Below are 23,205 nucleotides of genomic sequence, written 5' to 3'. Positions count from 1 at the left end.
CGCAGGCAAGCCAGCTCCTACATTTGGACCGTGCCCGCTTTAGCTTTTGATTTGGCTTTTAAACACTCAAGCCGGCCGGGAGGCCGCTGTGCTCTTGATCTGCTTTTGATCTTGATCTTGGGCGCCCCGTTAAACCACGCTGGCCGAACGCAGGCTTTGGAGCGTGGGTAACCCGGCAGGACGCCGGGTTAGCCGTCCTGGGCCAGGGATGGCCCATGACGGCGGCCCACGGTCCAAAGCCGGAGTGAGGGCACACCGAGCCTAGGCGAGGTGCCGAGTGGTGGGGCAAGAGCGTTTTGCTTACTTTTGCGCTGTTCAAAAGTGAGCCGCTGTAAGAGCGGAACCAATCTCAGCCATCACCCAAAAAACGGATATACACGCAAATCACCTTCCCCGAGAAAGCACAAAGGGGACCCGAAGGTCCCCTTTAATTTGTCGTTGCGTGCTCTTTTTTTATTATTGAGGGGCGGTCTATTGTTGTTTTTGGCAACCGTGGCCCTTTACCGCTGTTTTTGGCGACCCCCATCCGGGGTCAAGAGCAAACGTATTTTTTTGAGCGCTGATCTGCTTCTTCGCACGCGATCCAACCAGTGGGTAGCTACCTTGAGGTAGTTTTTTGTTCTTCTCTATCCGGTTGCGGGTTTCGGCAAGCCGTACCCTGCGAAGCACATCTTCTCCAAAAAAATCTGTTAGCTGCGTCTCTGCCGTGTTGTTTTTGTTATGTCAGAGTCGTTACGTCTTATTTTTATTAGGTTTGGTGCTTTTTATTCTTGTTATGCAATAGAGATAGCAGAAGCCGTGCCAACTTTATAAAGTCCTTTAAAATCAATGCCTTGATTTTTTGGCGAGAAATTTCCTTCAGGAAATGCGACAAAATATGTTCCCGTGTTACCCGATGTGTAGCCGCGAGGTAACACATCGTCACAAGCGCACTACTCAACCGGCGCTGCGAGCCTTCGCCACGCGCGAACCGGTGGGGCGGCCGAGTACCGTACAAATCTGCTGACCCGCCAGAATCAGCTTGTCCATGTCGATACCCGTCTCGATGCCCAAGCCATTGAGCAGGTACAACACATCTTCAGTGGCAACGTTACCGCTGGCCCCCTTGGCATAGGGGCACCCGCCGAGGCCCGCAATAGAGCTGTCGAACACCTGGATACCTTCCTCAAGGCTGGCGTAGATATTGGCGATGGCCTGGCCATAGGTGTCATGGAAGTGCCCGGCCAGCTTGTCCCGTGGCACCTGCGCGCCGACCACCTCGAACATCCGGCGTGTTGCGCCTGCAGTGCCGGTGCCAATCGTGTCGCCCAGGGACACCTCATAGCAGCCCATGGCGAACAGCTCGCGAGCGACTGCCGCGACCTGTTCCGGCGCGACCTGACCTTCATAAGGGCAACCCAACACACACGACACATAACCCCGCACACTCACACCGTGCTGCCTGGCCGCGTCCATGATCGGCACGAAGCGTTCCAGGCTTTCGCTGATGGAGCAGTTGATATTGCGCTGGGAAAACGCCTCGGAAGCCGCCGCAAATACGGCCACTTCTTTTACGCCCGCCGCCAGTGCATCTTCAAAACCCCGCAGGTTTGGCGCCAGCGCGCCATAGGTCACGCCCGGCTTGCGCTGGATCTGCGCAAACACCTCGGCCGACCCGGCCATCTGCGGTACCCATTTGGGCGACACAAAACTGCCGACTTCGATGTAACCCAGGCCGGCGGCACTCAGGGCGTCCACCAATTGCACCTTGTCGGCGACGCTGATGGGTTGCGCTTCATTCTGCAGGCCGTCGCGGGGGCCCACTTCCACCAGGCGCACATGAGAGGGGAGGGACATGGCAGCTACCTTTTATGAATGGCCAACCTGGCCCTGAATGGTCTGTTCCAGCGCCTGGATGCAACGCTCTTCGGCGGTGTCCAGTTCGAGCTTCATCTGTTCGATGTCGAGCAACTGTTGTTCCAGCTGCTCGCGGCGCTCGGCGATTTTCGCCAGCATGCTGTGCAGCTGTTTCTGGTTGCCGCTGGTAGGGTCGTAGAGTTCGATCAGTTCCCGGCACTCGGCCAGGGAAAAACCGATGCGCTTGCCCCGCAGGATCAGCTTCAGGTTGACTTTGTCGCGGGGCGAATAAATGCGCTCCTGGCCCCGGCGTTCCGGGGACAGCAGGCCTTGTTCTTCATAGAAGCGAATGGCGCGGGTGGTGATGTCGAGCTCGCGGGCGAGGTCGGAGATGCTGTAGGTCGTGCTCATGAGGGCGCTCAAGGAGTGTCTTGAGCGTTAAGCTAATGGCTGGTTGACGTTAACGTCAAGCTCGCTCCTACAGTTTGTCCAGCTTCTTCTCATGGGCCGTCACCTGCTGGCACAACTCGATCATCTGCTCGCGCATCCAGCGGTTGGCCGGATCCTGGTCGGTGCTTTCATGCCAGTACAGATGGGTTTCCACCATCGGCACATCATTCACCGGCAGGTTGAACCAGTGCAGTTCATGGCGCCGTGCAAAGCGCTCCGGCACGGTCATTACCATGTCGGTCTGTTGCAGCACCTGCGAGGCCATCAGGTAGTGCTGGGAGCGCAGGGCGATCTTGCGTTGCAGGCCCATCTTGCCCAGCGCCAGGTCGACATGGCCCAGGCCGTTGCGCCGGCTGGAGATATGAATGTGGGTCAGCGACAGGTAGTCATCCAGCGTCAGTTTGTCCTTGCCCGCCATCGGATGGCCCTTGCGCATGGCGCACACGTAGCGGTCTTCCATCAGCTTGACGTGGCGCACTTGCGGGTCGGTGTTGAGCGGCGCATCCACGGCAAAGTCCAGGCGACCGGCCGCCAGTTCCTTGGTGGTTTCCCGGCGCTTGGACAGGAAGCTCTCGATTACCACCGTCGGTGCCAGGCGGCGCAGGCGCTGGAACAGCGGCGGCAGAATCACCGCTTCGGTGAGGTCGGTCATGCTGATGCGGTAGGTCTTGGCCGCCTGTTGCGGGTTGAAGATCCGGCTTTCCTGTACCGACACCCGCAGCAGCGACAGCGCGTTACGCACCGGGCCAATGATGTTCTGGGCCATGGGCGTGGGCACCATGCCTTGGGCTGTGCGCACGAACAGCGGGTCGTTGAAGGTCTCCCGCAGGCGGGCCAGAGCGTTCGACACCGCAGGTTGAGTAATCCCGACAATCTGCCCGGCGCGGGTCAGGTTGGCTTCGGTGTAGATCGCGTCAAAGACGATGAAGAGGTTGAGGTCGACCTTGCTCAGATTCATTTCGCTGCGCTCTTATTGTTAGGTGTCCATACGCCGATCATATATGGGTGATGAATGTTAATACACGCCGAGAATAGGCTAGGTAAATTATCAACGCTGTTCTAGCATCGTTTCATGACCTCAACAACCTCCATTGAGAAGGTGCTGCCCATGGATTTCGCCTATTCGCCCAAGGTTCAGGAACTGCGTGAACGCGTCACCGCGTTCATGGACGCCTACGTTTATCCGGCCGAGCCTGTGTTCGAACGCCAGGTTGCCGAAGGTGACCGCTGGCAGCCCACCGCCATCATGGAAGAGTTGAAGCTCAAGGCTAAAGCCGAAGGCCTGTGGAACCTGTTCCTGCCTGAATCCGAATTGGGCGCCGGCCTCACCAACCTGGAATACGCACCTCTGGCCGAAATCATGGGCCGCTCCTTGCTGGGGCCGGAGCCGTTCAACTGCTCGGCACCGGATACCGGCAACATGGAAGTGCTGGTGCGCTACGCCAACGAAGAGCAAAAACAGCGCTGGCTCGAACCGCTGCTGCGCGGCGAAATCCGCTCGGCATTTGCCATGACCGAGCCGGACGTGGCTTCCTCCGATGCCACCAACATGGCCGCCCGTGCAGAACGCGACGGCGACGAGTGGGTGATCAACGGTAAAAAATGGTGGACCTCCGGCGCCTGTGACCCGCGCTGCAAGATCCTGATCTTCATGGGCCTGAGCAACCCGGATGCGCCGCGTCACCAGCAGCACTCGATGATCCTGGTACCAGTGGATGCGCCCGGTGTGAAGATCGTGCGCCCGCTGCCGGTGTTCGGCTACGACGACGCACCCCATGGCCACGCCGAAGTGCTGTTTGAAAACGTCCGCGTGCCGTACGAAAACGTCCTGCTGGGCGAAGGCCGGGGCTTTGAAATTGCCCAGGGGCGCCTTGGTCCGGGCCGTATTCACCACTGCATGCGTTCCATTGGCATGGCCGAGCGCGCGCTGGAACTGATGTGCAAGCGTTCCGTCAGCCGTACCGCCTTCGGCAAGCCGCTGGCCCGCCTGGGTGGCAATATCGACAAGATCGCCGACTCGCGGATGGAAATCGACATGGCGCGCCTGCTGACCCTGAAAGCTGCCTACATGATGGACACCGTGGGCAACAAGGTCGCGAAAAGCGAAATCGCCCAGATCAAGGTGGTGGCGCCGAACGTGGCGTTGAGGGTGATCGATCGCGCCATCCAGATCCACGGTGGCGCCGGCGTATCCAATGACTTCCCGCTGGCCTACATGTACGCCATGCAGCGCACCCTGCGCCTGGCCGATGGCCCGGACGAAGTGCACCGCGCAGCAATCGGCAAATTCGAGATCGGCAAGTATGTGCCGCGGGAAATGATGCGCAGCGGGCAGTAAAACCGAGGTGTCTTCATCGCAGGCAAGCCAGCTCCCACAGGGGAATGCAGCCAACTGTGGGAGCCGGGCTTGCCGCGATGAGGCCAGTTGATCGTTCCCACGCTCTGCGTGGGAATGCTGCCCCGGACGCTCCGCGTCCTCAATACACCCAGACCTCCACCCGCCGGTTCTTGATCCGTCCTTCATCCGCCGTATTTGCCGCCACCGGCATCTCGGCACCGAACCCCTGAATGTCCCTCAGCACCACGCCGCTTTTAACCAGTTCCCGGCGCACCGCCATCGCCCGCAACTTCGACAATAGCGCCGCCCGTTGCGCATCACTCTTGGCATCCCCAAACCCCACCAGCGTCACCTGCTTATCCAGCTTGCCGTGGCTCTTTATATAAGCCACTACCCGCATCAGGTCCTGGCGCGCCTTGTTGTCGAGGCTGGCACTGCCTTCCTCAAACCGGAAATTCACCGTCAGGCGCTGCGCTTGTCGGGCAATCGCCTGGTAATCCCCGGGCATCGGCGCCCGTGGCTCCACCGCCATGGCCTGCACCTGCTGTGCGATAAAACCGTTGGCGGCGACGATCGCCTGGCCCTTGCTGCTTTGCGCAAAGTCCACCAGGGCCTTGGCCCAGGGGTTTTGTGCAACAGGTGGCAGGTAGAAGAACAACCGGCGTGACAGTGGGTAGTCCTCGGTGGCGATCAAACTGTTCAGCGGCAGCATCGGCTGCGAGTCGCCATCGACGATGGCCACCGCCTTGGCCTGGCGCACATAGGGCAATCCGATAAAACCGATGCCCTGGGGGTCATGGCTGACAGCATCCGACAACTGCTCGCTGGATTCGAAGCGCTTGGCGCTGCCGTCCAACGACTTGCCGCGCCGGCTGAGCACCAGTTCCTTGAAGGTGTCATAGGTGCCGGATTGATCATCCCGCGCGTACAGGTGAATCTGGCCACCGATGCCGCCCAGTTGTTCCCAGGTCGAGACTTCGCCGCTGAAGATCTGCGCCAGTTGCGCGGTGTTCAGCGTCCCCAACGGGTTGCGTGGGTTGAGGATGATCGCCAGCCCGTCAATGGCGATGACCTGTTCGGCGTCGGGGCTTTTCAGGTCGCCGAGGGCTTCGAGGTCCACCAGTTCGCTGTCCTTGATCGGCCGGGAAGACGCCGCGAGGTCGGCGCTGGCGTTTTTCAGGGCTGCGAACCCGGTGCTGGAACCATGGGCCGCCACTTCCACCGTCACCTTCTGGCCCTGGCGAGTCTTGCCGACGATGTGCTGTTCGTTGGCCTGGTCAGATGGCTCGCTGTGCACCGCTTGCAGCCCCTGTTGCTCCATCAGCCCCTTGACCAGCGCCGGGCCAAGTGCCGCGCCGATGGTGTTGGAACCCTGGATGCGCAAGGCCGGGCCATGTTCGGGGAAGGGCAGTGGGGTGGAAAAAGCGGCGAGGGGAAATGCGCTGAACAGTGCCAGCAGGGATAGAACGCGCAGCATCATGCCGGCACCTTCTCAAGCCAAAGGGAGTGCCGCGAGATTAAGTCAGAGAGGTTTCAGCAATATGACCGGCATCACGCCGTCAAAAAGTGTGGGAGCGGGCTTGCTCGCGAATACGGTGTGTCAGTCGACGTATCCGGTGACTGACACACCGTATTCGCGAGCAAGCCCGCTCCCACATTTAACGGCGCTGCTGTTAAGAAATCAGCTCAATTCCAGCCATATCGGTGCATGATCGGAGGGTTTTTCCATGCCGCGCAGGTCGTAGTCCACACCGGCATCCTTCACCCGGGGCAACAAGCCTTGGGAAGCCAGGATCACGTCGATTCGCAGCCCGCGCTTTGGCTCGTCTTCAAAACCACGGCTGCGGTAATCGAACCAGCTGAAGCGGTCTGCCACATCCGGATTGAGGTGGCGGAAGCTGTCCACCAGGCCCCAGTTCTTCAGGCGGGCCATCCACTCGCGTTCTTCCGGCAGGAAGCTGCACTTGCCGGTCTTCAGCCAGCGCTTGGCGTTGTCGGCACCGATGCCGATGTCGCAGTCTTCCGGGGAAATATTCACATCCCCCATTACCACCACGGCCTGTTCATTGCTGAACTGCGACTCCAGGAGGGTTTGCAGGTCCTCGTAGAAGCGCTGCTTGGCCGGGAACTTGGTGGGGTGGTCGCGGCTTTCGCCCTGTGGGAAATAGCCGTTCATGATGGTAATCGGGTTGCCGTTGGCGTCGGCGAAGGTGCCCCAGATAAACCGGCGCTGGGCGTCTTCTTCGTCACTGGCAAAGCCTTTGTGCAGCGCCAGCGGTTCCTGGCGCGAGAGCAGGGCAACACCGTAGTGGCCTTTCTGCCCGTGGTAATACACGTGATAGCCGAGGGCCTTGATCTCATCCAGCGGGAACTGGTCGTCGTGGACCTTGGTTTCCTGCAGGCCGATCACGTCCGGCTGGTGTTTCTCGATCAGTGCCGCCAGCTGATGAGGGCGGGCGCGCAGCCCGTTGATATTGAAAGACACGATTTTCATGGTCGGCGGTCCAGTCTGGCAAAAGGGCGATGCTAGCCGACAATGTAGGACGGGAGCCAGCCTTGTAGCAGCTGCCGAGGCACAAGGCTGCGTTGGGCTACGAAGCGGCGTCCGGTGGCTACACTGAACGAAACAGTGCCGCAGACGTTCGTAATAACAAGAGCGCGACCTTTTGAGTCAGCGCCCAGGGGAGATTCACTGTTATGCCTGACACCTCGACTGCCATCGCCCAGATCCACATGCTCGACAGCGGCTACTCCCGCGAAGCCCGTTCGCTGTTGTACCAGGCCTATCGCCATGAGCCGACGTTCGCCTACATCTTCGAAGCCGAACGTCCCGGCTACGAACAGCGGGTGCGCGCCACGGTGCGTGAGCTGGTCAAACAGCACTTCTTCCAGAAACTCCCGGCGATTGGCCTGTTGGTCAACGACCGGCTGATCGGCATCGCCCTGATCGCGCCACCGACCCGCCGCCTGGGCATCACCGAAAGCTGGGCCTGGCAGTTGCGCATGTGGCTGAGTACCGGCGTGCGCGGTACCCGGCGTTACCTGGAATACCATCAGGCGGTGCTGGCATGCCTGCCCTCGGACTCGGTGCATGTGCTGCCATTGCTGGGGATTCACCCGCAATTCCAGGGCAAGCACTACGGTGAGCAACTGCTGGAAGCGGTGCATAACTGGTGCGCCGAAGACCCGCATTCCTCGGGCGTGGTGCTGGACACGGGGAATTCTCGCTATCTGGAATTCTATAAGCGCCAGGGCTATGAAGAGATCGGCGAGGTCGCTGTAGGACCGGTACTGGAACACGTGTTCTTTCACGCAAATCCGCAGGTGTTACAGGCTGCAACGGTTTAAGACAGAATTATTCAGACAAATCCGGGTTCTAACTCGCTCCCAAGCTCGTGTAGCATCCCGGCCTATGAAGTTTCCAGGAAGATTTACCAGCGGCTTGATTCTGCTGTTCACGAGCTGCGGCGCCTTGGCGCAAAGCGAATTGGATGTGCGCATCAAGCCTTCAAACGACGCGTTGAAAGCCAACATCGAAGGCTATATCGGCGGGGTCGGCGATCGTGACGAAGAAGCCCTGCTGCGGTTCAGCCGTGGCGCCGAGGAGCAGGCCCGCAAGGCCGCCCAGGCGCTGGGCTACTACCAACCGCAGATTGCCAGCGATGTGAAGGGCGGCAAGAACCCGCGCCTGATCCTCACCATCGACCCCGGCGAACCGGTGCATTTGCGCAATGTGACCATTCGGGTCGACGGCCAGGCCGCCGACCTCAAGGCCTTTCGCGTGCCCGCCAGCGACCAACTCAAATCCGGCGCCGTGCTCAACCACGGCAACTACGAAGACGCCAAGCGCGTCATCCAGAACCAGGCGTCACGCTACGGCTTTTTCAGCGGGTGCTTTACCAGTCAGAAACTCTCGGTCGACCCCAAGGCGGGTGTGGCCGATATCGAACTGATTTATGACAGTGGCCCACGCTACACCTTGGGCAAGGTCAGCTTTGCCGGCGATACGCCGTTTGATGAAGACCTGCTGCAACGCATGGTGCCGTTCAAGAGCGGCGCGCCTTACGACTCCGAACTGATCGCCGAACTCAACCAGAACCTGCAATCCAGCGGCTTTTTCGAAGGCGTGCGCGTGGACGCCGCTCCGGCGGCCTCGACCAATGACGTGATCCCGGTGGCCGTGCAACTTGAAACCCGCAAGCCGCGCACCATGGGCCTGGGCCTCGGTTACTCGACCGACGTCGGCCCGCGGGGCAAGGCCAACTGGACGCGCCACTGGGTCAACCCCCAGGGCCACAGTTATGGCTGGGAAGCCGAGCTTTCCGCGCCTCGGCAGAACGTCGGGTTGTGGTACGACATTCCCATGGACCCGCCACTGACCGACAAACTTCGCTTTGCCGGCGGTTACCAGAATGAAGAAATCGCCAACACCGACACCCTGAGTAAACTGCTCACCCTCGGCCCCGAGTGGCACAGCAAGTTGCCCAGCGGCTGGACGCGGGTGATCTCGCTCAAATGGCAGCGCGAAGAGTATCGCCTGGGCAACGACTCGGGCCTGAGTACGCTGCTGATGCCGGGCATCAGTTATTCCTACCTGCGCAGCGACAACCGCATCGACCCGCACAATGGCTATCGCCTGCTGTTCGACGCCAAGGTCGCCAAGGAAGGCCTGGGTTCCGACACCAACCTGCTTTACGGCACGGCGACCATCAAGGGCTTGACCACCCTGTGGGACAACCACCGTTTCCTGGCCCGGGCGCAGTTTGGCGGCAGTGCCACCAACGGCTACAAATCCGTGCCGCCGTCGTTGCGCTTTTTTGCCGGTGGCGACCAGAGCGTACGGGGTTACGAGTACCAGACCCTGTCCCCGGAAAACGATCGTGGCGACCGCATCGGCGGCCGCTACATGGTGGCCCTGAGCGCCGAGTACCAATATTCCATCGCCGAAAAATGGCGGATCGCGACCTTTATCGACCAAGGCAACTCGTTCAACACCCTGGAAATGCCAAGCCTGAAAACCGGCGTGGGTGTGGGTGTGCGCTGGGTGTCGCCGGTTGGCCCGATCCGCCTCGACCTGGCCCATGCCCTCGAAGATCCGGGCGGCATTCGTTTGCACTTTTCCATGGGGCCTGAGCTGTGATGCGTGGTTTGAAAATAGCGGGGCTGGCCATTCTGGCGGTCCTCGCGGTGATAGTGCTGGCACTGTGGACGGTGCTGGGTACCCAAGCCGGCAGCCGGTGGGTGCTGGGCCAGGTGCCGGGTTTGACCGTGGAGAATTTCCAGGGTCGCCTGGGCGGGCAGTGGAGTGCCGACCATCTGTTATGGCAGCAGGACAGCAGCCGCGTGGAGCTTCAGGCGCCGAAGTTCGACTGGTCGCCGGCCTGTTTGATGCGCATGACCTTGTGCATCAACCAACTGGATGTGGAGCAGGTGAGCCTGCAATTTCCACCCGGCACCGAAGAAAGCAGCGGCCCGATTACCCTGCCGGACCTGAAACTGCCGGTCGCCCTTCAGTTGGGTGACATCCGCGTTGGCAGCCTGCTGTTCAATGGCAGCGAAGAGCTCCAGGGCCTGCAGCTGGCGGCGCACTGGACTGCCGCCGGGATGCAGATCGATTCGGTGCACCTGCAACGGGACGGTTTGGTCCTTGACCTGTCCGGCCTGCTGCAACCCACCGGCAACTGGCCGCTGGCCGCCAGCGGCAACCTGAGCCTGCCTTACGCGCCGGGCGGCGCGCCCTGGATGCTGGCGCTGAAGGTCGATGGCGATTTGCTCAAGACCCTCAAGCTCGACGCCGACAGCAGCGGCTACCTGCCGGCCAAGCTCAGCGGCGAACTGCAACCGCTGGTGGAAAACCTGCCGGCGCAACTGCACATCACCGCCGACGGTTTCAAACCCAGCGCCGATTTGCCCGATACCCTGCAACTCAATCAGCTGGACCTGACCGCCAAGGGCGACCTGAGCAACGGTTACCAGTTGCTGGGCAAAGCCGTACTGCCCGCGGAAAAAGGCCCGGTGGACCTGCTGCTGCAAGGCAAGGTCGACGCCAAGGGCGCGCAGATCGCCGGGCTGGATTTGAATGCCGGTGACAAGCAAAGCCTCAAGCTCAGTGCCAATCTGGACTGGCAGCAAGGCTTCAGCGCCGACGCGAAAATCGACTGGCTGGATTTTCCGTGGCATCGCCTGTACCCGGTGATCGACGAACCCCAAGTCGCCTTGCGTACCTTCAATGGTGAAGTCTCCTACAAAGACGGCAACTACCTGGGCAACTTCAAGGCCGACCTCGATGGCCCTGCGGGCAAGTTCAGCCTGGCCAGCCCGTTCAGTGGCGACCTCAAGCAAGTGTTCCTCCCCGAGATGAAACTCGCGGCTGGTCAGGGCAAGGCCGAAGGCCACCTGAACCTGCAATTTGCCGATGGCATCGCCTGGGACACGGCGCTGGACTTGTCGGCAATCAACCCGGCGTATTGGGTCGCGGAGTTGCCCGGCACCCTCGCGGGCCCGTTGCGCAGCAAGGGCGAAATGAAGAACGAGCAACTCAAGCTCAATGCCGACCTCGACCTCAAGGGTCGTCTGCGTGGCCAACCTGCCGTGCTCCAGGCCAAGGCCGAAGGCGCAGGCGAGCAATGGACCCTCGGCACCCTCGACATTCGCCTCGGCGACAACCGCATCTATGGCAGCGGCAGCCTGCAACAGCGCCTTGCCGGGCAGATCGACATCAAGCTGACGCGCCTCGCCCAGCTCTGGCCGCAACTGCGCGGGCAGATGAATGGTCGCCTCGACGTCGCCGGCACCCTGAAAGCGCCGCAAGGCAAGCTCAACCTGGTTGGCCAGCAACTGGCGTTTGAAGATAACCGCCTGCAAAACCTGACCCTGGACGCGAACCTGGATAATGCCCAGCGCGCCAAAGTCGACCTGAAAGGCAGTGGCATCCAGGCCGGTGACACCCAGCTCGGCACCTTCAGTGCCAGCGCCCAGGGCGATATCAAAAGCCAGAAAGTCCAGCTCGACCTGGCCGGCCCGTTGCTCAAGCTGGCCCTGGCCCTGGACGGCAACCTCGACAAAGGCAACTGGCGCGGGCGCCTGGCCAGCGGCGATGTGCAAGCCGGTGGCCAGGACTGGAAGCTGCAAGCGCCGGCGAAGATCGAGCGCCTGGCCGATGGCAAGCTGACCTTTGCGGCGCACTGCTGGGTCTCCGGCCCGGCGAGCCTGTGCGGCGAAGACCAGCGCCTGATGCCCGAGCCGAAGCTGCGTTATCACCTCAAGCAGTTCCCAATCGACAGCCTGGCGCAGTGGTTGCCCAAGGATTTCGCCTGGCAGGGCAAGCTCAATGCCGACGTGCAGCTCGACCTGCCGGCCAGCGGCCCCAAAGGCGTGGTCTCGGTGGACGCCAGCGGCGGTACCCTGCGGGTCAAGGACAAGGACCAGTGGCTGGATTTCCCCTACGACACGCTGAAGCTGGAAACCACCCTCAACCCCACGCGCATCGACACCCAGCTCAATTTCCGTGGCGGCAAGCTCGGCGAGTTGCTGTTGCAGGCGCAGCTCAATCCGCTGGCAAAGAACAAGCCGATCACCGGCAACTTCACCCTGACCGGCCTCGACCTCGCGGTGGCCCGCCCCTTTGTACCCATGGTCGAGAAGCTCAACGGCAAGCTCAACGGTAACGGGCGAATTGGCGGCAGCCTGCTGGCGCCTCAGGTCAACGGCAGCATCAACCTGGTGGGGGGTGAAATCTCCGGCCCGGAACTGCCCACCAGCATTGAAGGCCTGAATATCCAGGCGTTGATTGCCGGCGAAAGCGTGCAGCTCAATGGCGGCTGGCGCAGCGGCAAGGCCGGGCAGGGCACTATCAAGGGGCAGATCGACTGGGGCCAGGCCCTGGCGGTGGATATCGCGCTGCAAGGCACGCAACTGCCGGTCACCGTGGAACCGTACGCGGCCCTGGAGGTGGCGCCTGACCTGAAGATCAGTATGAAGAACGACAAGCTGGCGATCTCCGGCAAGGTGCAGATTCCCAAGGGCGAGATCACCGTGCGGGAATTGCCCCCATCGACGGTCAAGGTCTCGGATGACACGGTGATCGTCGGCAGCCAGACCGAAGAGGGCAAGCCGCCGATGGCCATGGCGATGGACATCGATGTGGAGGTAGGCAAGGACAAGCTGAGCTTCGCCGGGTTTGGCCTTACCGCCAACCTGCAAGGCCATGTGCACATCGGCGACAACATGGACACCCGTGGTGAACTGTGGCTCAACGACGGCCGCTACCGGGCCTACGGCCAACGCCTGACTGTGCGCCGCGCGCGATTGTTGTTTGCCGGGCCGATTGACCAGCCGTTCCTGGATATCGAAGCGGTGCGGATCACCACCGAGCCGTCCCGGACCGTCACCGCCGGTATTCGTCTGAGCGGCAGTGCCGAGCAGCCGACTACGCAAATTTTCTCGGAGCCGGCCATGGCCCAAGAGGATGCATTGTCGTACCTGGTGTTGGGGCGTTCGCGCACCACCAACGGTGAGGACAACAACATGCTGGCCGAAGCGGCGCTGGGTCTTGGGTTGATGGGCAGTGCCGGGGTCACGTCGGACATCGCCAAGAACCTGGGCATCCAGGACTTTGAACTGGACACCCAGGGCAGTGGCAACAACACCGCCGTGGTGGCCAGCGGCAAGATCTCCGAGAAGCTCAGCCTGCGTTATGGCGTGGGGGTGTTCGAGCCGGCCAACACCATCGCCTTGCGCTATTTGCTGAGCAAGAAGGTGTACCTGGAAGTGGCCAGCGGCGTGGCCAGCTCCCTGGATATTTTCTACAAGCGCGATTTCTGATCCGTCCACGGTAATGGTGGGAGCCCGGCTCCCACCATTTATCCGCTAATTAGCAAGCAGCCTAACTATTCGTTTGACATTCGCTGCCTAGGCAGTAACATCGTGACATACATTCACTGCTTAGGCAGTTAATAGGTTGATCTCGATGAAGCACTTCACCCCCGAAAACTTCCACAACTGCCACCTCGGCCTGCTGCTGGGCCGGGCTGCGCTGCTCAAAGACAAGATCATCGACACCCACATGGAACCCCACGGCATCACGGCCGCGCAGTTCAAGGTGTTGATCATCATGGCCCAGTACGGCGTCGACACCCCCGCCGAGCTGTGCCGCAACCTGTCGTTGGACAGCGGCTCCATGACCCGCATGCTCGACCGCCTGGAACAAAAGGACCTGCTGGCGCGCAAGCGTTCCGAGCAGGACCGGCGCCAGGTGCAGTTGGTGCTGACCGCCGAAGGCCAGCGCGTGGCCGACATGCTGCCGCACATCGGTGCCCAGGCCCTGAACCAGTTGGCGGGCGCGCTGGAGCCGGGTGAATTGCAAACCCTGGAAAAAATCCTGAAGAAAATTCTGATAGCTGCGGGTGACCCCATCACCATCCAGCGGGTAGGTAGTGCATGAACAATCGCTCCTTGCGTGCCGGCCTCAGCCTTGTGCTGGTGGCCATGACTATGGCCGGTTGTGCCAATTTCAGCGGCTTGGACACAGAAGGCAAACGCCTCGAAGCCAATAACCTGCAAACCGGCAAATCCCTCAGCGGCGTGACCCTGTCCGCCGCTGCCTGGCCCACCGCCGACTGGTGGAAAGGCCTTGGCGATCCACAGCTCGACGGCCTGATCCAGGAAGCCCTGCAGAACAGCCCCGACATGCAAGTGGCCAGCGCCCGTGCCCACCAGGCCGAAGCCGCTGCCTATGCCGCCGACGCCGAGCGCATGCCAACCCTGGATGCCAGCGCCGGTGTCAGCCGTTCGCGCCTGGCCAAGGACCAGGACCCGTTGGGCCAGGGCGATGCCTACGCCACCGTGCGTAACATCGGTGCCAGCTTCAATTACAATTTCGACCTGTGGGGTGGCCAGCGCGCCGCCTGGGAAGCCGCACTGGGCCAGGCCCGCGCGGCCGAAGTCGACCAACAGGCCGCGCGCCTGACCCTCGCGGCCAACGTCGCCAAGGCCTACAGCGACCTGGGCCAGGCCCATATCGTGCGTGACCTGGCCAATGATGACCTCAAGCGCACCCGGCAGATGCTCGACCTGGGCCAGCGTCGCCTGAACTCCGGGATCGACAGCCAGTACCAGTACCAGCAAACCGAAAGCCTGGAAGCCAGCTCCCAGTCGCAACTGATCGATGCGGAAAAACAACTGCAGAGCGCCAAGATCGCCCTCGCGGTGTTGCTCGGCAAAGGCCCGGACCGTGGCAGCGAACTGGTACGCCCCAACGTGCTCAAGCCGAGCGCGGTTGCGGTGCCTTCGGTGTTGCCTGCCGAGCTGGTGGGCCGTCGCCCGGACCTGATCGCCGCACGCTGGCGGGTGGAGGCGGCGAGCAAGAACATCGCGGCCAGCAAGACCCGTTTCTACCCCAACCTCAACCTGAGCGCGAGCGCCGGGGCCGAGTCGTTGCTGGGGGATGCGATGTTTGGTTCGGCCAGCCGCTTCTTCAGCATTGCGCCGACCGTCTCGCTGCCGATCTTCGACGGCGGCCGCCTGCGCGCCGACCTCGACGCTCGCGACGCCGACTACGACCTGGCCGTGGCCCAGTACAACAAAACCCTGGTGCAAGCCTTGGGCGATATCGGCAACACACTCTCGCAATTGCGCGAGACCGGCCGGCAGATCCAGGCCCAGCAACACGCCGCTGACATTGCCCAGCAGTCCTACGACACCGGCGTCCAGCGTTACAGCTCGGGTATCGGCAATTACCTGGACGTGCTCAGCATCGAACAGCAACTGCTCCAGGCCCAGCGTCAGTTGGCCACCCTGAATGCCGAGCAAATCGATCTTTCGATTCAACTGATGCAGGCCCTGGGCGGCGGTTTCCACGCCGATAACGTGGCCTCGACCACCCCAGCCACGCGCACTGAATAATTCAAGGTACTTGTCATGGCCACTGCCGAAACCAGCAACAACGCTCCTGAAACAAACAAGGCTGAACAACCCAACACCAGCAATCCGCGCAAACGCAAAGTCATGCTGTTTGTGCTGGCGCTGATCGTCATCCTCGGCGCCTTGGGCGTGTGGGGTTGGTACGAATTGTATGGTCGCTTCAGCGAAAGCACCGACGACGCCTACGTCAACGGCAACGTGGTGGAAATCACCCCGCTGGTGACCGGCACCGTGGTGAGCATCGGCGCTGACGACGGCGACCTGGTGCATGAAGGCCAGGTGCTGATCAACTTCGACCCCAACGACGCGGCCGTCGGCCTGCAAAGTGCCCAGGCCAACCTGGCCCGCACCGTGCGCCAGGTGCGTGGTTTGTACAGCAACGTCGATGGCATGAAAGCCCAGGTGCTGGCGCAACAAGCCAACGTGCAAAAGGCCCAGGACAACTACAACCGACGCAAGAACCTCGCTGCCGGCGGGGCGATTTCCCAGGAAGAACTGTCCCACGCCCGTGACGACCTGACCTCGGCGCAAAACGCCCTGGCCAACGTGCAGCAACAGTTCAAGACCAGCAGCGCCCTGGTGGATGACACGGTGATTTCGTCCCACCCGGACGTGCAGGCTGCCGCCGCACAGTTGCGCCAGGCTTACCTGACCAACGCCCGCAGCACCCTGATCGCACCGGTGACCGGCTATGTGGCCAAGCGTACCGTGCAACTGGGCCAACGGGTCCAGCCGGGTACTGCACTGATGGCCGTGATCCCGCTGGATCAACTGTGGATCGACGCCAACTTCAAGGAAACCCAGCTGCGCAATATGCGTATCGGCCAGCCGGTGGATATCGAATCCGATATCTACGGCAGCGACGTGAAATTCAGCGGCACCGTCGACAGCCTCGGCGCGGGCACGGGCAGCGCGTTTGCCTTGCTGCCGGCGCAGAACGCCACCGGTAACTGGATCAAGATCGTGCAACGGGTGCCGGTGCGTATCCATGTGAACGCCGATGAGTTGGCCAAGCACCCGCTGCGCGTGGGCCTGTCTACCGTGGTCGACGTCGACCTGCACGACCAGAGCGGCCCGGTACTGGCCCAGCAGGCGCCGCAGAAGGCGTCGTTCACCACCAACGTTTACGACCGCCAGTTGGCCGAAGCCGACGCGATGATCACCCAATTGATCCATGACAACAGCGTCGCCGCTCCCAAGGCTGCCCAGCGCTGATTCGCCAATCCATCAGCTGCGGCCCCGGCGGCCGTAGCGCCAATCATGTTGCACAGGATTCGCGATGAGTAACGCTAACGCCTCCTTCACGCCGCCCAGCTTGCTGATGGCCACCATCGGCCTGTCCCTGGCGACCTTCATGCAGGTGCTCGACACCACCATCGCCAACGTGGCGCTGCCGACGATTTCCGGCAACCTCGGCGTGAGTTCGGAGCAGGGCACCTGGGTCATCACCTCGTTTGCCGTGAGCAACGCCATCGCGCTGCCGCTGACCGGCTGGCTGAGCCGTCGCTTCGGCGAGGTGAAGCTGTTTCTGTGGGCCACCATCCTGTTTGTGCTGGCCTCGTTTCTCTGCGGTATTTCCACCTCGATGCCCGAGCTGATCGGCTTTCGGGTATTGCAAGGCCTGGTTGCCGGCCCGTTGTACCCGATGACCCAGACGCTGCTGATCGCGGTCTATCCCCCCGCCAGGCGTGGCATGGCCCTGGCGTTGCTGGCGATGGTCACGGTGGTGGCGCCGATTGCCGGGCCGATCCTCGGCGGCTGGATTACCGACAGCTACAGCTGGCCGTGGATCTTCTTTATCAACGTACCCATCGGCATCTTTGCCGTGATGGTGGTGCGCTCGCAACTGAAGAAACGCCCGGTGGTCACCAGCTACCAGCCGATGGACTACGTCGGCTTGCTCAGCCTGATCGTCGGCGTCGGCGCCTTGCAGATCATCCTCGACAAGGGCAACGACCTGGACTGGTTCGAGTCGAACTTCATCATCATCGGCGCGGTGATCTCGGCTGTCGCCCTGGCGGTGTTCGTGATCTGGGAAATGACCGACGAGCACCCGGTGGTCAACCTGCGGCTGTTCGCCTATCGCAACTTTCGCATCGGCACGATTGTGTTGGTACTCGGGTACGCGGGTTTCTTCGGGATCAACCTGATCCTGCCGCAATGGCTGCAAACCCAGATGGGCTACACCGCCACCTGGGCGGGCCTGGCGGTGGCGCCGATCGGGATTCTGCCGGTGTTGATGTCGCCGTTCGTGGGCAAATATGCGCACAAGTTCGACCTGCGGCTGCTGGCGGGGCTGGCGTTCCTGGCGATTGGCTTGAGTTGCTTCATGCGCGCCGGGTTTACCAATGAAGTGGACTTCACCCACATCGCCCTGGTGCAGTTGTTCATGGGGATCGGCGTAGCGCTGTTCTTCATGCCGACCTTGAGCATCCTGATGTCCGACCTGCCGCCGGCGCAAATCGCCGACGGCGCTGGCCTGGCGACCTTCCTGCGGACCCTGGGCGGCAGCTTTGCGGCCTCGTTGACCACCTGGATCTGGATTCGCCGGGCGGACCAGCACCATGCCTACATGAGCGAAAACATGACCACCTACGACTCGGCCACCCGGGACGCCTTGCAGGCACTCGGCGGGGCAGGGCACAAGGCGTATGCGCAGTTGGACCAGATACTGACGAGCCAGGCGTACATGATGTCCACCGTGGATTACTTCACGTTGCTGGGGTGGATGTTCATGGCGTTGATCGTGATTGTATGGCTGGCGAAACCGCCGTTTGCAGCGAAGGCGGGGCCGGAGGCTTCTGGCCACTAAGCCTCAATCCATGATCRTTCCCACGCTCCGCGTGGGAATGCCGCTTTGATGATCGTTCCCACGCTCYGCGTGGGAAYGCCGCTTTGGACGCTCTGCGTCCGCTTTTGAAGGTCGTGACGCAGAGCGTCACAGGATGCATTCCCGCGCAGAGCGTGGGAACGATCTGGGTCAAGCGCCGGGCAGTGCCAACTGCGGGTTGACGAAGTCAAACGCCGCCAGTTGAAACCCTTGCTCATCCACCTGCAATGCCCACCCTTGCTTGTCCCAATCCCCCAGCACAATGCGCTTGGCCGCTTGCTCGCCAATCTGCAACTTGTGAATCGCCGGGCGGTGGGTGTGGCCATGCACCAGCGTACGCACGCCGAACTGCTGCATCACCCTCGGCACTTCCTCGGGCGTTACATCGACAATGTCGTTGGTCTTCATCCGCGTCTGCGCGCGGCTTTCACTGCGCAGCTTGCGCGCCAGCTTGTGCCGCGTGCGCAAGGGCAGGTGGCGCAGGATGAACAGCGTGATGGGGTTACGCAGGATGCGCCGCAGCTTCATATAGCCAAGGTCGCGGGTACACAGGCTGTCGCCGTGCATCAACAGCACGGGCTCGCCTGCGAGTTGCACCACACTCGGGTCCTTGAGCAAGGTTGCGCCTGCGGCTTTGCAGAACGCCTTGCCGATCAGGAAATCCCGGTTGCCATGCATGATGAAAATCTGGGTGCCGCTGTCGCTCAGCTCGCGCAGGGCCTGGCAAATCGAACGCTGGAAGGGCGTCATCCCATCGTCGCCAATCCAGGCTTCAAAGAAGTCCCCCAGAATGTACAACGCCTGGGCAGAACGGGCGCGGCCGTGCAGTAAATCCAGAAACGCCCGGGTTATGTCCGGGCGCTCCTCTTCCAGATGCAAATCTGAAATCAGCAATATCACTCAACGATCTCGGCTTTCTCGACGATAACGTCTTCTACCGGTACGTCTTGGTGACCTGCCTTGCCGGTGGTTTGCACACCCTTGATCTTGTCGACAACGTCCTGGCCTTCGGTGACTTTACCGAATACCGCGTAGCCCCAGCCCTGCACGTTCTTGCCGCTGTGGTTCAGGAAGGTGTTGTCGGCGACGTTGATGAAGAACTGCGCGGAGGCCGAATGCGGCTCCATGGTACGGGCCATGGCGACGGTGTACTTGTCGTTGGAAAGGCCGTTGTCCGCTTCGTTCTGGATGCTTGGACGCTTGTCTTTCTTTTCTTTCATGCCCGGCTCGAAACCGCCGCCCTGGACCATGAAGTTGCCGATGACACGGTGGAAAACAGTGTTTTCGTAGTGGCCGGCTTTAACGTACTCGATGAAGTTGGCGACGGTGATCGGCGCTTTCTCGGCGTTCAGCTCGATGACGATGTCACCGTGGTTGGTGGTCAGTTTGACTTGAGTCATGTTCACTACTCTTTCAAGGAATTCGTGGGTTTGGGCGTTTTGCGCCTTACCTGCTTGGCAAAAACGGCAGCCAAGGCGCGCAGTTTAGCGTGACCTGCGGGAATTTCGAGGTGGTTTTTTACCGCCCGTGCAATAAATGCAGCAGTTTTTGGCCACGCTCTGTCAGGGCCTTGACAGCATCGGCTATGATAAGCCCTTTGTTTGTCGGCCTCACCCGGCCAAGTACTTCGTCTGTTCAAGGATCCTATGAGCAAGCCCACTGTCGACCCTACCTCGAATTCCAAGGCCGGACCTGCCGTCCCGGTCAATTTCCTGCGCCCGATCATCCAGGCGGACCTGGATTCGGGCAAGCACACGCAGATCGTCACCCGCTTCCCGCCTGAGCCCAACGGTTACCTGCACATCGGCCACGCCAAGTCGATCTGTGTGAACTTCGGCCTGGCCCAGGAGTTCGGTGGCGTCACGCACCTGCGTTTCGACGACACCAACCCGGCCAAGGAAGACCAGGAATACATCGACGCCATCGAAAGCGACATCAAGTGGCTGGGCTTCGAATGGTCCGGTGAAGTGCGCTATGCCTCCAAGTATTTCGACCAGTTGTTCGACTGGGCCGTCGAGTTGATCAAGGCCGGCAAGGCCTACGTAGACGACCTGACCCCGGAGCAAGCCAAGGAATACCGTGGCACCCTGACCGAGCCGGGCAAGAACAGCCCGTTCCGCGACCGTTCGGTGGAAGAGAACCTGGACTGGTTCAACCGCATGCGCGCCGGCGAGTTCCCGGACGGCGCCCGTGTACTGCGTGCCAAGATCGACATGGCCTCGCCGAACATGAACCTGCGCGACCCGATCATGTACCGCATCCGCCACGCCCATCACCACCAGACCGGTGACAAGTGGTGCATCTACCCGAACTACGACTTCACCCACGGTCAGTCGGACGCCATCGAAGGCATCACCCACTCCATCTGCACCCTGGAGTTCGAAAGCCACCGTCCTCTGTACGAATGGTTCCTCGACAGCCTGCCGGTACCGGCGCACCCGCGTCAGTACGAGTTCAGCCGCCTGAACCTGAACTACACCATCACCAGCAAGCGCAAGCTCAAGCAACTGGTCGATGAAAAGCACGTGTTTGGCTGGGACGACCCGCGCATGTCGACGCTGTCGGGCTTCCGCCGCCGTGGATACACCCCGGCATCGATCCGCAATTTCTGCGAGATGGTCGGCACCAACCGCTCCGACGGCGTGGTCGACTACGGCATGCTCGAATTCAGCATCCGTCAGGACCTCGACGCGAACGCCCCGCGCGCCATGTGCGTGCTGCGTCCGTTGAAGGTGGTGATCACCAACTACACGGAAGGCCAGGTCGAAAACCTCGAACTGCCACGTCATCCGCAGAAAGAAGAACTCGGCGTGCGCAAGCTGCCGTTCGCCCGTGAAATCTACATCGACCGCGATGACTTCATGGAAGAGCCGCCAAAAGGCTACAAGCGCCTGGAGCCGAACGGCGAAGTGCGCCTGCGCGGCAGCTACGTGATCCGTGCCGACGAAGCGATCAAGGACGCCGATGGCAACATCGTCGAACTGCGTTGCTCCTACGACCCGGACACCCTGGGCAAGAACCCGGAAGGCCGCAAGGTCAAAGGTGTGGTGCACTGGGTGCCGGCGGCGGCCAGCGTCGAGTGCGAAGTGCGCCTGTACGATCGCCTGTTCCGCTCGCCGAATCCCGAGAAGGCCGAAGACAGTGCCAGTTTCCTGGACAACATCAACCCTGACTCGCTGCAAGTTCTCACGGGTTGTCGTGCCGAGCCATCGCTTGGCGACGCACAGCCGGAAGACCGTTTCCAGTTCGAGCGCGAAGGTTACTTCTGCGCGGATATCAAGGACTCGAAACCCGGTGCTCCGGTATTCAACCGTACCGTGACCTTGCGTGATTCGTGGGGCCAGTGATTCTGTTTTAAGGAACTGTCGTGCTAACGATCTACAACACACTCAGCAAGACCAAAGAAGTCTTCAAGCCGCTGGATGGCAACAAGGTGCGCATGTACGTGTGCGGCATGACCGTGTACGACTACTGCCACATCGGCCACGGCCGCAGCATGGTTGCCTTCGACCTGGTGACCCGCTGGTTGCGTTTCAGCGGTTATGACCTGACGTATGTGCGCAACATCACCGACATCGACGACAAGATCATCAATCGCGCCAACGAAAACGGCGAGTCGTTCGACGCGCTGACCGAGCGCATGATTGCTGCGATGCACGAGGACGAGGCACGCCTCAACATCCTCAAGCCGGACATGGAACCGCGCGCCACGGACCATATCCCGGGCATGCACGCGATGATCCAGACCCTGATCGACAAGGGTTACGCCTACGCCCCGGGCAATGGCGACGTGTACTACCGCGTCGCCAAGTTCATGGGCTACGGCAAGCTGTCGCGCAAGAAAATCGAAGACCTGCGCATCGGTGCGCGGATCGAAGTCGACGAAGCCAAGCAAGACCCGCTGGACTTCGTGCTGTGGAAAGGCACCAAGCCCGGCGAGCCGAGCTGGGAGTCGCCATGGGGCGCCGGGCGCCCGGGCTGGCACATCGAATGCTCGGTGATGTCCACCTGCTGCCTGGGCGAGACCTTCGACATTCATGGCGGCGGCAGCGACCTTGAGTTCCCGCACCACGAAAACGAAATCGCCCAAAGCGAAGCGGCCACCGGCAAGACCTACGCCAACGCGTGGATGCACTGCGGCATGATTCGCATCAATGGCGAGAAGATGTCCAAGTCCTTGAACAACTTCTTCACCATTCGCGACGTGCTGGAAAAGTACCACCCGGAAGTGGTGCGCTACCTGTTGGTGTCGAGCCATTACCGCAGCGCGATCAACTACTCGGAAGACAACCTCAAGGACGCCAAGGGCGCCCTGGAGCGTTTCTACCACGCGTTGAAAGGCCTGCCCTCCGTGGCGCCTGCGGGCGGCGAAGCGTTTGTTGCGCGGTTCACCGAAGTGATGAACGACGACTTCGGTACGCCTGAGGCCTGCGCGGTGCTGTTTGAAATGGTGCGTGAGATCAACCGCCTGCGCGAGAGCGATCTCGACGCAGCGGCGGGGCTTGCCGCACGTTTGAAAGAGCTGGCGAGCGTGCTGGGCGTATTGCAGATGGAAGCCGATGACTTCCTTCAGGCGGGCGCTGAAGGGCGTGTGGATGCCGCTGAAGTTGATGCGCTGATCCAGGCACGTTTGACTGCCCGGGCCAACAAGGACTGGGCGGAGTCTGACCGTATCCGTGACCAACTGACCGCGATGGGTGTGGTGTTGGAAGACGGGAAGGGCGGGACGACGTGGCGGTTGGCTGATCAGGCTTGATTGGTGATTGCTGAATGAAAAACGCCCCGACTGGTTCGGGGCGTTTTTTTTGGCCTGTCTATCCGTTATTCGGGT

General features: G+C 61.3%; 17 protein-coding genes. 10 read left to right on the top strand and 7 right to left on the bottom strand.

Annotation, left to right across the window (positions count from 1 at the left end):
* Window positions 1–936: 936 nt before the first annotated feature.
* The 3 genes from JV201_RS19030 to JV201_RS19020 all read right to left on the bottom strand — a co-directional run bounded on the left by JV201_RS19030 (window position 937) and on the right by JV201_RS19020 (window position 3,244).
* Window positions 937–1,836, bottom strand: coding sequence for a hydroxymethylglutaryl-CoA lyase (locus JV201_RS19030; RefSeq protein ID WP_003211808.1), 900 nt, complete (start codon window positions 1,834–1,836; stop codon window positions 937–939).
* Between the two features lie 12 nt (window positions 1,837–1,848).
* Window positions 1,849–2,247, bottom strand: a complete 399-nt coding sequence (locus JV201_RS19025) for a MerR family DNA-binding transcriptional regulator (RefSeq protein WP_219405915.1) — start codon at window positions 2,245–2,247, stop codon at window positions 1,849–1,851.
* A gap of 67 nt (window positions 2,248–2,314) precedes the next feature.
* Window positions 2,315–3,244 (bottom strand): LysR family transcriptional regulator, encoded by a 930-nt coding sequence (locus tag JV201_RS19020; RefSeq protein WP_003211805.1) that lies wholly within the window; start codon window positions 3,242–3,244, stop codon window positions 2,315–2,317.
* A gap of 150 nt (window positions 3,245–3,394) precedes the next feature.
* Here JV201_RS19020 and JV201_RS19015 point away from each other — a divergent pair, with 150 nt between their 5' ends.
* Window positions 3,395–4,624 carry an acyl-CoA dehydrogenase gene (locus JV201_RS19015; protein ID WP_003211803.1) on the top strand — a complete coding sequence of 410 codons (1,230 nt, stop codon included), beginning with the start codon at window positions 3,395–3,397 and terminating at the stop codon, window positions 4,622–4,624.
* Window positions 4,625–4,763: 139 nt separating this feature from the next.
* Here the strand turns inward: JV201_RS19015 and JV201_RS19010 are convergent, their stop codons facing one another.
* Entirely contained in the window at window positions 4,764–6,104 is a 1,341-nt protein-coding gene (locus JV201_RS19010; RefSeq protein ID WP_177068891.1) for a substrate-binding domain-containing protein, read from the bottom strand.
* Between the two features lie 201 nt (window positions 6,105–6,305).
* Window positions 6,306–7,118, bottom strand: coding sequence for an exodeoxyribonuclease III (gene xthA / locus JV201_RS19005; RefSeq protein ID WP_102369515.1), 813 nt, complete (start codon window positions 7,116–7,118; stop codon window positions 6,306–6,308).
* Window positions 7,119–7,321: 203 nt separating this feature from the next.
* Between xthA and JV201_RS19000 the strand changes: the two genes are divergently transcribed.
* From JV201_RS19000 to JV201_RS18970, 7 genes are all read left to right on the top strand, one after another.
* The gene (locus JV201_RS19000) at window positions 7,322–7,972 is read left to right on the top strand and encodes an N-acetyltransferase (protein WP_003211798.1); all 651 of its coding nucleotides are present in this window, start codon (window positions 7,322–7,324) and stop codon (window positions 7,970–7,972) included.
* A gap of 64 nt (window positions 7,973–8,036) precedes the next feature.
* Window positions 8,037–9,764, top strand: coding sequence for an autotransporter assembly complex family protein (locus tag JV201_RS18995; RefSeq protein WP_219405914.1), 1,728 nt, complete (start codon window positions 8,037–8,039; stop codon window positions 9,762–9,764).
* Window positions 9,764–13,447: a translocation/assembly module TamB domain-containing protein gene (locus JV201_RS18990; protein WP_219405913.1), complete on the top strand. Its 3,684-nt coding sequence runs from the start codon at window positions 9,764–9,766 to the stop codon at window positions 13,445–13,447. The genes JV201_RS18995 and JV201_RS18990 overlap by 1 nt, the downstream gene beginning before the upstream one ends.
* Window positions 13,448–13,592: 145 nt before the next feature.
* Window positions 13,593–14,066, top strand: coding sequence for a MarR family winged helix-turn-helix transcriptional regulator (locus tag JV201_RS18985; RefSeq protein WP_003211792.1), 474 nt, complete (start codon window positions 13,593–13,595; stop codon window positions 14,064–14,066).
* Window positions 14,063–15,526, top strand: coding sequence for an efflux transporter outer membrane subunit (locus JV201_RS18980; RefSeq protein WP_087694798.1), 1,464 nt, complete (start codon window positions 14,063–14,065; stop codon window positions 15,524–15,526). The genes JV201_RS18985 and JV201_RS18980 overlap by 4 nt, the downstream gene beginning before the upstream one ends.
* A gap of 15 nt (window positions 15,527–15,541) precedes the next feature.
* Complete coding sequence (locus tag JV201_RS18975; RefSeq protein WP_003211788.1) at window positions 15,542–16,759, top strand: efflux RND transporter periplasmic adaptor subunit; 1,218 nt, start codon at window positions 15,542–15,544, stop codon at window positions 16,757–16,759.
* 64 nt (window positions 16,760–16,823) lie between these two features.
* The gene (locus JV201_RS18970) at window positions 16,824–18,356 is read left to right on the top strand and encodes a DHA2 family efflux MFS transporter permease subunit (RefSeq protein WP_003211786.1); all 1,533 of its coding nucleotides are present in this window, start codon (window positions 16,824–16,826) and stop codon (window positions 18,354–18,356) included.
* Window positions 18,357–18,524: 168 nt separating this feature from the next.
* Here the strand turns inward: JV201_RS18970 and lpxH are convergent, their stop codons facing one another.
* The gene (lpxH, locus tag JV201_RS18965) at window positions 18,525–19,274 is read right to left on the bottom strand and encodes a UDP-2,3-diacylglucosamine diphosphatase (protein WP_003211785.1); all 750 of its coding nucleotides are present in this window, start codon (window positions 19,272–19,274) and stop codon (window positions 18,525–18,527) included.
* Complete coding sequence (locus JV201_RS18960; RefSeq protein ID WP_003211783.1) at window positions 19,271–19,774, bottom strand: peptidylprolyl isomerase; 504 nt, start codon at window positions 19,772–19,774, stop codon at window positions 19,271–19,273. Before JV201_RS18960 ends, lpxH begins: the two co-directional genes overlap by 4 nt.
* A 246-nt stretch (window positions 19,775–20,020) precedes the next feature.
* Here JV201_RS18960 and JV201_RS18955 point away from each other — a divergent pair, with 246 nt between their 5' ends.
* Both JV201_RS18955 and cysS read left to right on the top strand, forming a co-directional pair.
* A complete protein-coding gene (locus JV201_RS18955) occupies window positions 20,021–21,721 on the top strand; it encodes a glutamine--tRNA ligase/YqeY domain fusion protein (protein WP_219405912.1) in 1,701 nt (566 codons plus the stop codon).
* Between the two features lie 20 nt (window positions 21,722–21,741).
* Window positions 21,742–23,130 (top strand): cysteine--tRNA ligase, encoded by a 1,389-nt coding sequence (gene cysS, locus JV201_RS18950; RefSeq protein WP_008432427.1) that lies wholly within the window; start codon window positions 21,742–21,744, stop codon window positions 23,128–23,130.
* Window positions 23,131–23,205: the final 75 nt, after the last annotated feature.

Source organism: Pseudomonas sp. Colony2 (assembly GCF_019382755.1).
Taxonomy (GTDB): Bacteria; Pseudomonadota; Gammaproteobacteria; order Pseudomonadales; family Pseudomonadaceae; genus Aquipseudomonas.
Note: the sequence above shows the minus strand (reverse complement) of the source record. Positions and strands in the feature narration are given on the sequence as shown.